Annotated in this window: 8 protein-coding genes, 1 tRNA gene and 1 riboswitch; of the genes, 2 read left to right on the plus strand and 7 right to left on the minus strand. The window is 56.0% G+C overall.

Annotation, left to right across the window (positions count from 1 at the left end; translation table 11 throughout):
* Positions 1-170: 170 nt before the first annotated feature.
* Both VEV40_RS05840 and VEV40_RS05845 read left to right on the plus strand, forming a co-directional pair.
* Entirely contained in the window at positions 171-503 is a 333-nt protein-coding gene (locus VEV40_RS05840; RefSeq protein ID WP_324830825.1) for a PadR family transcriptional regulator, read from the plus strand.
* An 18-nt stretch (positions 504-521) separates the two neighbouring features.
* On the plus strand, positions 522-3,224 hold the full coding sequence (locus VEV40_RS05845; protein WP_324830826.1) for an ABC transporter permease: 2,703 nt from the start codon (positions 522-524) through the stop codon (positions 3,222-3,224).
* A gap of 128 nt (positions 3,225-3,352) precedes the next feature.
* Here VEV40_RS05845 and VEV40_RS05850 read toward each other — a convergent pair.
* The 7 genes from VEV40_RS05850 to VEV40_RS05880 all read right to left on the minus strand — a co-directional run.
* A protein-coding gene (locus VEV40_RS05850; RefSeq protein WP_324830827.1) for an IS5 family transposase occupies positions 3,353-4,170 on the minus strand; the annotation gives its coding sequence in 2 pieces (ribosomal slippage) (positions 3,353-3,828 and positions 3,828-4,170; 819 coding nt in all).
* 424 nt (positions 4,171-4,594) lie between these two features.
* Complete coding sequence (locus VEV40_RS05855) at positions 4,595-6,379, minus strand: multicopper oxidase (RefSeq protein ID WP_324830828.1); 1,785 nt, start codon at positions 6,377-6,379, stop codon at positions 4,595-4,597.
* 139 nt (positions 6,380-6,518) lie between these two features.
* On the minus strand, positions 6,519-9,650 hold the full coding sequence (locus VEV40_RS05860; RefSeq protein WP_324830830.1) for a hypothetical protein: 3,132 nt from the start codon (positions 9,648-9,650) through the stop codon (positions 6,519-6,521).
* Between the two features lie 75 nt (positions 9,651-9,725).
* Entirely contained in the window at positions 9,726-10,541 is an 816-nt protein-coding gene (locus VEV40_RS05865) for a hypothetical protein (protein WP_324830831.1), read from the minus strand.
* Positions 10,542-10,875: 334 nt separating this feature from the next.
* Positions 10,876-13,341: a TonB-dependent receptor gene (locus tag VEV40_RS05870; protein ID WP_324830832.1), complete on the minus strand. Its 2,466-nt coding sequence runs from the start codon at positions 13,339-13,341 to the stop codon at positions 10,876-10,878.
* A gap of 27 nt (positions 13,342-13,368) precedes the next feature.
* Positions 13,369-13,570: riboswitch (cobalamin riboswitch) on the minus strand.
* 118 nt (positions 13,571-13,688) lie between these two features.
* Positions 13,689-13,765 (minus strand) — tRNA-Arg (locus VEV40_RS05875).
* Positions 13,766-13,790: 25 nt separating this feature from the next.
* On the minus strand, positions 13,791-14,097 hold a 307-nt coding region (locus VEV40_RS05880; protein WP_324830833.1), incomplete at its 5' end, for a tyrosine-type recombinase/integrase.

Here is a 14,097-nt window from a genome sequence, read left to right on the forward strand (position 1 = left end):
CGCGTCGAATGATAAGAGGTGTTCGATTGCGGGACGGACTCGTCTCGGAGTCGTTCACTGAAAGGGTGGGACCGGCAACGCCGCCGCCGTAAGTTCCGGCCTGGTAAGCATATCCGACTTGACGCTATGGCAGGTGACGTGCTCATATCGTATTCCGATAAGAGGCACCGATGGACCAAAAGCGAACCGATCTTCTGCGCGGCACGTTGGACCTGTTGATCTTGAAAGCGCTTGCACTGGAACCGTTGCATGGAGTCGGTGTCTCCCGGCGCATCACGCAGATTACCCGTGGCGCCTTTCAGGTGAGTTTTGGCTCGCTCTTCCCTTCTTTGCACCGCATGGAAGAGAAGGGTTGGGTGGAGGCTGAATGGCTCGCCTCGGAGAACAATCGCCGGGCCAAGTACTATCGCCTGACTTCTTCGGGAAAAGCACAGCTTAAGGCCGGGGAACGTGAATGGGGTCAGGTGGTCAAGATCATGACGGCGGCGATGGATTCCGCCTGAGTTCACATGGGAGGCGTCATGTCAGGCCGACTTGCTAGCTTTTTCCGAAACGTCCTGCACAAACGCACGGTCGAGCAAGCATTGGAAGATGAGCTGAAATCTTCCGTGGAAGTTCTGACCCAGGAGAAGATGAAGGCGGGGCTTTCGCCTTCCGAAGCGCGGCGGCAGGCGCTCATCGAACTCGGCGGCATCGAGCAGGTCAAAGAAAAAGTGCGGGCCATTCGTTTCGGTAGGTTCCTCGAGACCTTCGCCCAAGATGTTCGCTTCGCCCTGCGCATTCTCCGCAAAACTCCGCTCATCACCAGCATCGCGCTTCTGTCGTTGGCGCTGGGTATCGGCGCCAACACCGCGATCTTCCGCCTCATTGATGCCGTCATGCTCCGCATGTTGCCGGTGCAGAATCCTGAACAGCTCGTGCAAATCGGGTTGAAACCTCGCATGGGTCAAAATGCGAACACCACCGTAACGAATCCGATTTGGGAGCAGGTGCGCGATCATCAGGACGTTTTCTCCGGCGTTTTTGCCTGGTCGCCGAGAACTTTCGACCTCGCCAACGGCGGCGAAGAAAACGATATCAACGGCCTTTACGCCAGCGGAGATTACTTCAACGTTCTCGGTGTGCGCCCAGCCGCAGGACGCTTGCTCGCTGCTTCCGATGACATCCGCAGCTGTCCCGGCGTCGCCGTACTCAGTTATGGTTTCTGGCAGGACCATTACGCTGGCGCGCAATCCGCCATTGGCAGCTTCATTCGCGTGGACGGCCATGAATTTCCCATCATCGGCATTGCACAGCGCGGCTTCACTGGTACGGATGTTGGTACGCCATTCGGTGTGGCGATTCCGATCTGTGCGGCGGCGATTCTCGGGAGGTCTCTCAACGATCGCACCGCCTGGTTCCTCTCGATGATGGGCCGGCTCAAACCCGGCGCAAACATCGCGCAGGCTCAAGCTCGCATGAAAGTCCTGTCGGCCCCGCTTTTTAGCGCTGTTGTCCCGCAGGATTCCAGCGCCACCGCGCAGGACTATTTTCGAAAGAACTCGTTCGCCCTAACTCCCGCATCCACGGGGAGCAGCAGTGTCGATAGCGTACGCGACCAATACAGCCAGCCGCTCAAAATCCTGATGTTCGTCGTTGGGCTGGTTCTGCTCATCGCCTGCGCGAATATCGCCAGCCTTCTGCTCGCTCGCTCCGCGGCGCGCCAGATGGAAATCGCTCTGCGTCTGTCTTTGGGAGCCTCGCGAGCCCGTTTGATTCGGCAGGTACTCACAGAAAGCATCGTGCTTGCTGGCGCGGGCGCGATTCTCGGCGTTTTCTTCGCGCGATGGGGCAGCGCCCTGCTCGTTCGTTTCGTTTCCACCGATGAGGGCCAAGTCTTTCTCGATTTGAAAATGGACGGCCGCGTCTTGGCCTTCACCCTCGTCGTCGCCGTGCTTTGCGGAGTGCTCTTTGGAATTTTGCCTGCTTTCCGCGCCACACGCGTCTCTGCCAGTTCTGCGATGAAAGAAGGCCAGTCACAGGGTGCAGGCGGGCGCTCCCAATCGGCTCTAGCGCGCTGGATTGTCGCTGTGCAAGTGGCTCTGTCTCTGATTCTGCTCATTGGCACCGGGCTTTTCATCCGTACATTCGCCAATTTAATGACCGTTGATCCGGGCTTCGACCGCAACAATGTCCTGTTGATCGACACGAATGTTCATAGTGCTGGACTGCCCGAGCCCGCTCTCGTGCCGCTCTACGGCCAAATGCTTGCGAAATTGCAGGCGCTTCCGGGGGTCGTTTCCGCCAGCCAGTGCCTGTTATATCCGCTCGACTCGGGCGATGAGTGGACCTCCGAGGTTTCAGTGCCGGGCTATCAGCCGCCGAGCGGTGTTGTGCCGGGTGTTTATTCGAACTGGGTCACGCCTGGATACTTCTCCACGATGCGCACGCCGCTGCTCGAAGGCCGTGTGTTTGCCGCTCGCGATTCCGCAAACTCCACGCCCGTTGTCGTCATCAATCAGTTGCTGGCGAACACCTACTTTCGCGGACAAGATCCCATCGGGAAGCATATCCAGCTTGGAGCGCCGGAAATCGGAGACAAACCACTCGAGATTATCGGCGTGGTGCAGAACGCAAAACGCGATGCGCTCGATCAGGACTTTCTTTCAATCGCGTATGTCCCACTTGCCCAGATTCACAGTGTCCGCGAAGACACCACCTTTGAAATTCGCACGGCAATGACGCCGGGAGCGCTGATTCCCGCCGTGCGCGACGCCATGGCCAGCATAAACAAATCGGCTTCTTTGCAATTCAGCACGTTGAAGCAGCAGGCCGACGACTCCGTGATTCGGGAGCACCTAATGGCCGTTCTCTCTGGCTTCTTCGGAGGCCTCGCGCTCCTGCTCACCGCCATCGGCCTCTACGGAGTTATGGCCTACGTAGTCACGCAGCGCACGCACGAAATCGGCATTCGCATGGCCCTTGGCGCGCAGCAGACTTCGATCCTTCGTCTCGTCATGCGCGACGCGGCAATTGTTCTCATCGCTGGTGTCGCCGCCGGCCTTCTCGGCTCCATCTGGATTACCCGCCTCGTTCGACAACTTCTCTTCGGCCTCACGCCGAACGATCCACTGACGCTCGTGCTTGCGATCATTGCCCTTGTCGCGGTCGCTATCGTCGCAACTTACGTCCCCGCGCGTCGCGCCATGAAACTAGATCCTTTGGTCGCGCTGAGGTGCGAGTAGTCTTCGATGGTTTTCTTATGTTCGATCCGACACCAAATGCCCGATTAGTCGCCAACCCGTAGAAGTAGCTGGCTCCTCCCAGAACGGTGTCATAGGAAACGTCAAAGTTGGGTTCGGTGGACCACAGGCTAACCGTGTGACCACCGCGGTTGAGTTTGTAGGAACTTCCAACAAATCAGAATGCACGCGAGAGTCAGAAATGCCAGGTGCATGTCAGGCCGTCTTTCATACCGCAGGCGCAGACGGCGAAACTGATTCAACCATGCGAATGTCCGTTCCACAACCCAGCGCCATCGCCCCAGCCCGCTTCCGTGTTTCGTATTCCGCATCGCCAACGCAGGCAAGATTTGGCGGGCACGCAAAGCATAGCGAATGTACTCGGCGTCGTAGGCTCGGTCTCCTAGCAAGCTGTCCGGGCGACAGCGCGGCCGACCACGCGGTCCTTGGAGCGACGGAATGCCATCGAGCAAGGGTAAAGCCTGGGTTGAATCGTGACAGTTCGCTCCGGTCAGCTTGATTGCCAAGGGAATGCCATGACCATCGCAAATCAAGTGGCGCTTACTGCCACACTTAGCCCTATCTGTCGGATTTGGCCCAGTCAGCAGCCCCCAAAAACGGCGCGTACCGAACAGCTGTCAATCACCGCGTGTGACCAGTCGATCTGGCCATCACGAGAAAGCCAGTCCAGCAATGCGAAATGGATCAAATCCCAAAATCCGTCCCGCTGCCAGTCGCGCAACCGTCGCCAGCAGCTCATCCCGGAGCCGCAACCCAGTGCTTTCGGCAGCAGCCGCCAGGGAGTACCACTACGGAGCACGAAAATTATGCCCGCGAGGCAAGCCCGGTCTGTCAGACGCGGTCGCCCACCTTGCGGCTTGGGCGGCCGACTTGGCAGAAGAGATTCGATCAAATTCCACAACACATCAGAAACGAGCACATCAGCCATATGAAGGTCCTCCAACAGCAATAGGATGCCGGAGCTGCGGCCGCTCTACTATGAGTTTTGTTACAGGCTCTTAGTTCGGCGAGCGTGTCGCCGAGTCTGTGAGTCTCGAAACCTATTGCCTCATAGAAGCGCAGACTCGTTTCGAATTCCTTCGCTGGAAGGAAAGGACGAAACGAACGGATTCCAGAAATGAGATGAGTGATGGGGTTCATCGGTACTCCCTTCACGGTTGGCCGGTCTACATGGGCAGAATAGCCCTGCAATGATCGCGATATTTCTTTTAGTAGTGCTAAACCCGTTAGTTTTCTTTGCCCTGGCATGTTACGTGTTTGTGCAAGGAGTCAACTATCCATTTCCGGCATGGTTCAGAAAACGGCCGTGATTCTATTTAGGACTCTTTCTAACTGATCAGTTAGATATAAAGTTAACCAACTACTTTATAAGGACGCATCATGTCGTTGTCCTCATGTTCAAGCATGTGGCAATGCCATACATAGTGCATCTCCTTGCCGGAAGGCAAGTGTGTGCCTGGCGGAAGATCAAAACGTTGAATCACTCGTGTAACAAAGCTGGGATATGTCTTGACTGTGTCTTTCCATGCCGGGCTTTCATTTATTTCGGGCTGTAAAGCTGGCCCATATACTGCGAGTTTTCCCGTCGCCTTCGAGGTAGGTGAGTCGAAACGTTGCCGATTCAATACCTGAAATCCCACCAGATGGATATGAATCGGATGAGTATCTTCAGTGTCGTTCACGAGTGACCATATCTCCGTTGACCCTGCAGTTGGATCTTCGGTGATGGGATCACTCCAGCGCGCATTTCCGAGCAAACCTATTTCCATGTAGCCGTCAGGAAGGCGTTCTTTCCTGCTGATCCACAATATGCGTTCGCGCGTCGCAGCGGTTGGAATCAGCGGAGTAATGGGAACCAATGTTCCAGGTACCGAACTAAGATCTTTTGAGGAAAGCTGCTTAACTACTCTAAAGAGCATGACTTTCGATGTTGGAGGAGGACCCATTTCGTCATTCTCCATTGGGTACGGTGTTGGAGCATCGTTCTCCATGGAAAAATATTTCCCTTCCATCCCCTTAAAGTCGAGAACCAAATCAATGCGCTCGCCAGGTGCTATCAACAAATCACGCATCTCGAGAGGAGCAGCTAACAGGCCTCTATCGGTGCCGATCTGCTGAAACGAAGGCACGTCCTGAGAGGCATTAAGGGCGTTGCCGCTTCGGTCCGAATTGCAGAGACGAAGGTGATAGAAACGCGCATTCGATGCGTTCAGAAGACGGAATCGGTACTTTCTTGGCTCAATATCGAGAAAAGGCATGACTTTGCCGTTCACACAATTCACGTCTCCAAAAAACTCCTGCACCCATACTGGATGAGTGCCGTTTTCTGCTTTCGGATACAGTAATGACCCATTCTTATTAAAGGAACGGTCCTGTAGCATGAGCGGTATTTCGAATTCATCAGAGGGCAGGTTCAAGGCTCTCTCAATCTCATCGCGAATGAGATAGAAGCCTGAAAGCCCGGCATAGTTATTCAATCTGGTAATTCCATGGCAATGGTCGTGGTACCAGAGAGTCGCAGCTTGCTGGTGATTAGGGTATACGAAAGGTTCGGCATTGAATCGCGGCCCATGTTGGCCATCTGCGGTGTACCAGGCCTCAGGATATCCGTCACTCTCGGGTAACACGCACGCACCATGCACATGAGTGACCGTGCGTACCTCTGGGATCGTCGGTTCACAGCCGTGGAGCGTGTGATCTATAGGCAGAAAATGCTTGTCCGGAAGATGATTTGTCCATTTGATGGTAGTTTGCTTTCCGCGTTGAACCTCGATAGTAGGCCCAGGCCATGAACCGTTGAAACCCCAGAACAGTGTAGGCGGCAGATCGCGGTGGACCTTCTGGCGCGACTGCCGCATCTGAATCTCGATAATTTTGTCCGGTCCCGATGTTGCATGAATCACAGATGGAACCGGCAAAGGATCCACATATGGCGTAAGTCCCATCGTGTTCTCCCCCGGGGTGGGAGGAGACATTTTCGGGATAGGCTGATCGGCGCACGGGGCACGGCTGGCAAACGCCGCACCCGCCGCCATAAAAAAACCGTTTCGAAGAAGTGTGCGACGATCAAGATGCTTTTCGGGGGACGTGTTGGCGCGTTGCGGGGTATTTGTGGTTTCGTCGGCGCCTAGAGCCATGCACGAATTCTAAACGTAAAAAGCCCACTGATCACAAGCGGGCTCTTGTCTTCGCTTGTTTCCATTTTGGAATCAAACATTTTTTCTGCGCTGGTTATGAGATGGGATCAAATGCCTCTTCCCGAACTTTCCCGAAAAACTATTGAGACTGCTTCACTGCCGCCGCTCCACCATAGGAAGCCAGAACTGCACCCTTCCGGTTCAGCAGAATCGCCGCACCGCGCTGAGAGGACAGAACAAATTTCAGATGTGCTCCGCTGATGGCATCGCGAATGTCCACAGGCTGGTCGCCGAGCGATTCATTCGAGAAGCTGTAGAGCACGGCGTCATCCAACACTGTCGGATACGCAAGCACACCTGGCGAAAGCGTCCCGTTAAAGGACGGCTTTACGCCGGCCTCACCAAGCGCGTACCGATAAAGGGCAGCCGTGGGGTCGTAGTCTTCGGCAAATTCGACTGGATCGGCAGCCCAGAGGATTTTGCCCTGTCCGTGGGAAATAGTATCGACCGACTTGCCGTCTGGGAAACGCATCACCTCAATCGGGTCCTGTTGTATAAGCGTCGGGAAGCTGACCTGGATCGGAGGCTGTCCGGTGATCTGTAATTCGGATTGGCGAACAGTGAGCGGAACGATCTGCGCCTTTATGCCCAAGGGCGCAAGGCGGTCGACAAACTGCCAGTGTTCATCGCGCGATACCGGCCCGGAAACGAGCAGCGTTCCGCCATTGTCTACATAAGCCAGCAACTGTTGCCACGCCGCATCCGTCAGCGCCTGCGGCGCGGGCAGAATGACAAGCTTCGGCTGGCCTAATTCAGACAAGCGGTTTGCGGCCAACATGCGGGCTGGCGCGTGGTCGTAGTAGCAGAGCGCCCGCAATGCGCGCTTCTGCGTATCGATTGCCAGCGAATTCATGTTGCTGTACTGGAGCGCGTTCGAGGTGACGATGGTGGCTGCAGGAGGATCGATGTGAGTGAAGCTCGATGGGCTCTTGGCAACGAACGCCGCGTAGGCGGTCAGCACTTCGGCTTCCTGTTTCTCGGTTCCGTCAGGACGAACGGCGCCGATGGGAATTTCATTGTCATTCGCCATATAGCTATTCACGTTCCACACCCATTCGAGCGCACCCGCGCCCTGGGCGAAGGACATCGCGATCTTGCGCTCAAGCTGCCAGCCTTCTTCCTGGGCGGAGAAGCGCAGATGCGCGTCCTGCCAGAGCCGCCGTTGCTCCCCTGTCTCCTGAATCAGCATGGGCTTGCCGGGAAACTTCGCCGCCAGCGATGCCCAGAGCGAGCCGTCAAAGTCCCACCATGTGTGGTCGGCGGTGAAGTCAATGAGCTGCGAATAGAAGGCAGGCGACAGGCGACCAGCCACGCCGTACTCTTCCTGCCCGACGGTGACGAGCTGCTGCGACCCCGCTGAACGGATCACATTTTTTGTTCGTTTGACCCAATCGGCGAAGGTGTCCTGCGTGAAGAGGTAGTAATCGTAAACCTTGAGAGGATTGAAGCCCGACCGCACCGAATCGAATCCAAAGGCTCCGGCTTTGGGCAACGCGAACGGATCTTGCGCGGCCACTTCAGGCTGAGTGCTTGAAGGCTGCAACTGCAGATTGCGCCCGATGCCGAATGACGGCTCCGCCCATGCGTGCAGCAGCGCCGCCTGGTCGGGATACTTCGCCGTGAGCCACCTGCGCCACGCCTGCTGCTCGAAGGGATCGCCGCTGGGCGCCTCCTTCCAAACGTTGCTGTTCGCACTTGGCTCGTTGATGAGGTCCCAGGCGAGAAACGGCACGTCGTGAAAGCGCTTGACTAAAGAACTGACAAAGAGCTCCTGTGCGCGCAGGCCTGCTGGATCAAGATATCCGTTTGCGCCGCCGAAATTGTCAGGCAGGAACGAGAATAGATTGAACTGAACGGGCAGATAGTTGTGGCGCGCGCACATGAGGAATGCTTCGATGGTTCGGAGCGCATCTTCGCTCACTTCACCGTTCGCAGCGAGGAGCGGCTGCCAGGCTGTCCACAAGCCGCTGCGGATCATGTTCAGGCCATCGCCGTGGATCTGCGCCATGTCGCGGTCCCACACATAGGCGTTAGGCTGAATAAGATACATGCGCTGCACATCGCTTGACATGTAAGTGGTTCCGACTACCGGAAGCGGCTTGCCGTTGAGCGTGAAGTAGTCAGAGCCAACGCCCAGCCTCGGGCCGGAGAGCAGATAGCTCCAGTCACGCATCCAGAAGCCGCTGCGGTAGATGCGGAGGGGTTTGCCATCGCGCAGCAGGGTTGCTTGTATCGTATGGAGGCCTTTGCCGCTCGCAGCTTCAGCCGGCAGCGTGATCGGGTGCAACGCGTCTGCGGGGACTGTCAGATCGACTGGCTTGCCGCCTTCTTCCGCAGTGACTTTGATTTGCAACTGATCGCCTGCCGGTTCAGCCGCCGGATTGGGCTGTTCGTAGCGTAGTTCCAGTGCTTCGCCGTGCAGGAAGAGCGGCAGACGTGGGCGGAGGGTAAAGCGGTCACTCTTCCGCGTCGCCAGTTCCGCGAGTTGGGCCAACGTTTGCGTGTTTGAGAAGAAGGCTGAGTCCAGCTCGCAGGCAACGAATATCCAGCGGCCACCGACGAAGCGGGCAGCATTGTGATCTATTTCAAAGACAGGCGCGGCGAGCTTATGTCCGTCTTTTTCGCCCCATGCCAGCGTCGTCAGGTCGGCATCCTGACCGCCTGTCGTTCCGCCGTCGGAGTACTTATTGATCACGGAGAGACGCAGCACCGGGCTGAAGGCGCGCTTCCAGTGAAAGGCAGCAATTTCAGGCTGAACGTCGGGGTTTGGCTCGAACGTCAGAGAATCAGAACCGGGCGTTTCCTGATAATCGTGAATCAGCAGCTCCAGGGACGTTGCAACGCTCGGGCTTCGCAATTGCCAGCCTGATCCGGCGGAATAGGCCGCGCGCGTAAATGGCTTGCCGCCCAGAACGAGCAGATCGCCGCCGCGATCCAGATATCGCAGGATGGCGGACCACTGTGCCTCCGGGTACGCGGAGCCGTAGGGCATGACCAGCAAGTCCGTCTCCGGCTTTTCCAGCGCTGAGGTAAGTTGCTGTGCGCCAGCAAAGTCGGCGTTCGCGAACGCCGTGTGCAGGACGCTTTCAGCGATGGCCGGAGAATCGGCGGAAGGAAAGCCTGGCTCAGAGAAGACGACGGTGTGAGATGCCGCATGGGCGCACGAAATTCCTAAGAGGCAGAACAGAAGAACACGGATGGGTCGAGTCATGGTCGGATAAAGAATGAATGATAACGATATCCCATTCACATGCACGAACGGAATAGCTCCAACAAGAGAGCCAAGCTACTGTTTCGATTCAGCGTCAGAGGAAGGACTCTGAGCGCTTGCCTGTTTGCTTTTTTTATTGCGATAGTGCCGCACAATGTCCGGCCAGAATTCGACCAGTTGCGCTCCAATCGCCCCTTCCGCAGTTACGGTCAAAGCGTTGCCGAAGACCAGCTCGGGGCCACGATCCTCTTTGGGATAGTACAAATTGGAGATGGCGCCACCAATCATATTTCCCGTAACATTCGCATAGTTCGGCCCCCAGGTTCCGTTATCGCGACGGCACCACACAGTCGATAATGCGGCATGGAGAACACGCCTACCGGTGCTTCCTGTTCCCTTGCGGAAGTATCTCGGATCTTCGCGCCACCATACCGGCAGAATTGCATTGCCCCATAGATTGCCATCGAATGCATCGGTGTAGGCGGCGCCATAACGTTTGAAGTAGCCGGCCGCGCCCTGTCCATAGCCGGGATTGCTGTTGTTGGCCTGGCCGTAACCGGCCACAAAACCAGCGACGAAAAATGCGTACGGGTCGGTTGTACTCTTCCAGAAGAGATGGAACTTCTGTCCCGGGCTCAGAGGCGGAGCTTTCGCGTTGTCCATCATGTTGAAATCGGGAACGATTCCGAGAATGCGCTGGTGCTCTTCCCTTTTCAAGTCTTCGGCAGCCTGATCATGTTGCGATTTGGGCTGTGAAATTTTCGGAGGATTCCCGGAAGCAGGCGCATCTGGCACATCTGGCGGGGTCTGGGCCGACACCGTGTGGCCGGTCAGTGAGACCAATATGGAAATTACAAGCGCAACACGGCGCAAAAACTTTGATAAGTACATCTTGCCTATCAGTTCTTTATCCAGTCTTGCAGCCGCATGCAATTAAAAACGCAGCCGCTCTCATCTCTCTGATAGAGACGGCGTTTCTTTTGGTAAGTCGCTTAAAATACCGATATTTTTCATCATCGAGTAGGCTCTTAGATTGCGGTGGTTATCGCTTATGAAAGAGGCCCGCGAAGGGCCCGAGGATACTAAAAAAATCTCATTGGAAAGAAGACTATTACCTCGGCGGCTAAAGCCGCACTGATTCTGCACTCTTACGGCACTGCTATAAAAGCCATGCCCGTACGAAACAGCGACTTTTCAGCATCCTGAGGCCCGCGAGGGCCTATCTTTACTTCACTTCTTTCCCCAGCGTAAACCGCAGCCCAGTTCGGAAATTAAACGGAAGCGATGTGTACCCAATTGGCCCGATGTGCTGGTTGCTGGTCACATTATCAAGCTGCGTGTAGATCGCGATCCACTGCTTCAACTGGTAGACCGCCCCCAGATCCAGCTTTGCGTAGCCATAATCAAGATTCCTGTTCGGCAGCAGCAGCGAGTTGCCAAACGCTGCGTCGCTGGAGCCGAGATATGTCGAATCATCGCTGCGGCTGGAGAAAGCCGCGTTTCCCACCAGCGTCCAGTGACTGCCTGTATATGTCGCCGACACAAATCCGGCATGTGGAGGACGCCGGAAAGGCCGCGCGCCACGCAGCGGCGAATAGACGCCGATAGGAATGTCGGGGAATGAAGATTCAGTGTTATATGTCGGGCTTAAGGCATCGGATGAAAATGACTGCTGCACAACGGAGTCAAGATATGTATAGCCGCCGCGGAAGAAGATGTTCCGGCCAAAACCATACTGCACCTCGCTTTCAATTCCCTGCGCGCGAAATGCCAGCGAGTTCAGCGTCGGCGAGACGAATGACGCCTGCAGAAGCTGAATCAGCTGCTGCAACTGGTCGGGAGGAAGGTTCGGCAGCAACTGTCCCAGGGCTGAAGGTGGTACCGACTCAATCTGGTTAGTGAATTCATTGTGGAAATAGGTCACACGAAATAGCATGCGCTCACTGAAGAGACTTTGCTCCACGCCACCGTCATAGCTGCGCGAGTGCTCGGCGCCAATCGGCTGAATACCGTATTGCTGCGCCGCCGCCTGACCTCCGTATGCATAGAGAAAGTCATAGAGCGAGCCAAACTGGTCGGTCAGGGTCGGCTCCTTCACGCCCTCGGCAAAGTTGAAGTTCAGCTTTGTGCCGTGGAAATGCCCTGCTCCCGGACGCACTACATAATAAGAAAGCCCGACGCGCGGCGTTCCCTCAGTGCCGTAGAGCTGGTTTTTCTCAACCCCTCCACCCAGCGAATAGAAAAGCCGGCTGCGGAAGTCTCCGCCTAACTGCAGCATGTAGTCGTAGTTGCCACGCTCCAGTGAATCATCTACAAAGCCGGGATAGCGGTCGGCGCCGCGCTCGTTTTCATAACGGAAGCCGGCAATTGCCATCAAATGCGGAGTGAACTGATAGTCCGTCTGCGCATAGAGATCGTCGCGATTTGAAACCAGCTCTGAAGTCACCGGGTATGTCCCGGCATAATTCAGAATTGCCTGCCCGCTGACTGCATAGCCATTTGCACCCTTGATGGTTACCGGATTGCCGAGAAAAATTCCCTCGTCTGGCTGATAAATTCCAGTCGGGGACCATTGCGTCGACTGCTCCCGCTTGCGTGCCATGCCGTACCGCGCCAGCGCATGCCAGCGGTCAGAGAAATTGTGATCGATTGTGCCGGCGAGGAAAGTGTCCTGGTCCGACTGTTTGGCGTCATTCGCAATCTGGTAGAACTGGTACGCATTCGGCAGCCCGGTGGCGATGTCCGCGTTACGCGCGCTTACGCGAAGGGTCGTCGCCGATGACCATGCATAGCCGAGATTCGCGGTTTCCATGATGTTGTGATATTCGCTTTGTGGGATAGAGTTCTGCGTCTGCAAATCGCTGAATCCACCGTAGTAATCAAAAGCATGATGTGTTCCTCCGAGTTGCACCTCATTGCGGTAAGTACCGAAATTCCCTGCATCACCCTCATACAACAAGGAAGGAAACGGAGTCGAGCCGCGCGGAGTGCTGAATCCAATCACGCCAGCCGCAGCATCTGACCCATACAGCACGCTGTTCGGTCCCCGGTATGCCTCGGCGCTCGATACGCCGGTCGAGGCAATCGTCGAAAGATCGAAACGTCCGCCGATGTCTTCTATCGGAGCGCCGTCGAAGAGAATTTTGTTGGCGTCGGAATTCCCTCCGCGCACGAAGATACTCGTTACGCCTCCATGCTGCCCTGTCTGCACGACGTTCACGCCGGGCACCTGGCGCATCACGTCTACCATGTCCGCGCGGTTGATGAAATCCGTCTTACTGAGAGTGGTAATTGAGGCGCTCAACTGCGCCTCCGGCAATGGAGTACCCGTCGCCGTGACAACAACCGACTGCCGCACCCACTCCGGCTCAAGTACGATGTTTTGCTCCACGTTGTCGAGCGCGCCGCCGTAGAAGCTCTGCGTTGTAAGCTGACGAAACGAATTCCCACCGGCTAGAACATAAAAGCGTCCCGTGGCTGAGCTGCTGAGTTGAAATGTTCCATCGTTCAGTGTTCTGGAGGCGACAATTACCTTGCCATTCTGCACGAGCGAAATATCTGCATTGGCAATCGGCTGCCCCAGCGAATCGGTAACGCGCCCGTTTACTATGACGGCGCGCAAGGGCAGAGCGGCAAGCAACAGCGAGGCAATCAGGGAAAGGCGGCGAAAAGACCGCAGGCTCTTCAGCATATGTCTCCTTCGTTCCCCTCGGAACGGGGTTTTCTTCCGCATGAAACCGGTCTCCTGACTCGCGCGCTTTTGCCGCCGAAACCGCCTTCCCGGATTGCTCCAGTGGCTTTGAGGTTCGGCATTTCTCTGCACATCTCAATAAAACAGGACGCACAGCGTCGCGCTTACAGTTGCGGGGCAGTGACGGATTTCCACCGTCTTCCCGAACATTCCATGCGTTGATCGTTATCGTTGACCATGTCGAAGAATCGCAGGCTATCCCGCGACTTCTGCATAGAAAAATTTCCACTGCAAGCTGGAATCTTCTGATTATTCCGGCTTCCAGGGATGCTGTCAAAACGAAGTCCTGGTGACCCTGGGAAGATTCGAACTTCCGACCTGCGGTTTAGGAAACCGTCGCTCTATCCACCTGAGCTACAGGGCCACTTGTCGTAAGACGTGGTGCTTTGTTAGTTTACCGCAACGGGAACGCGGGGAGCGCTCACCTCTGTTGCCCAATTGTTGCCCAACTCGGGAACGGCGGTTTCCAACTTGATCATCGCGGCAACTGCGTCTGCGGGAGCCGTCTTGATGTAGTACGTGGTTGTTGTGCTTACGTTGGCATGCCGCAAGATTACTTGGATGGTCTTGTCAGGAACACCCAAGGCATAAAGATTGCTTCCCAGTCCTCGTCTGGCTGCATGCCAACCGTGCCAGAGGGACTCAATACCCGCCTTCTGAAGTGCTGGCTTAATGACCCTGCCGAGTACATTATTC

Origin of the sequence: Alloacidobacterium sp. (genome assembly GCF_035631355.1) — a bacterium.
GTDB lineage: Bacteria > Acidobacteriota > Terriglobia > Terriglobales > Acidobacteriaceae > Alloacidobacterium.

What these genes read in the sequence shown, in the direction of transcription:
- VEV40_RS05840 (WP_324830825.1), top strand. Translation starts at nt 171, where the DNA reads ATGGACCAAAAGCGAACCGATCTTCTGCGCGGCACGTTGGACCTGTTG.
- VEV40_RS05845 (WP_324830826.1), top strand. Translation starts at nt 522, where the DNA reads ATGTCAGGCCGACTTGCTAGCTTTTTCCGAAACGTCCTGCACAAACGC.
- VEV40_RS05855 (WP_324830828.1), bottom strand. Translation starts at nt 6,379, where the DNA reads ATGGCTCTAGGCGCCGACGAAACCACAAATACCCCGCAACGCGCCAAC.
- VEV40_RS05860 (WP_324830830.1), bottom strand. Translation starts at nt 9,650, where the DNA reads ATGACTCGACCCATCCGTGTTCTTCTGTTCTGCCTCTTAGGAATTTCG.
- VEV40_RS05865 (WP_324830831.1), bottom strand. Translation starts at nt 10,541, where the DNA reads ATGTACTTATCAAAGTTTTTGCGCCGTGTTGCGCTTGTAATTTCCATA.
- VEV40_RS05870 (WP_324830832.1), bottom strand. Translation starts at nt 13,341, where the DNA reads ATGCTGAAGAGCCTGCGGTCTTTTCGCCGCCTTTCCCTGATTGCCTCG.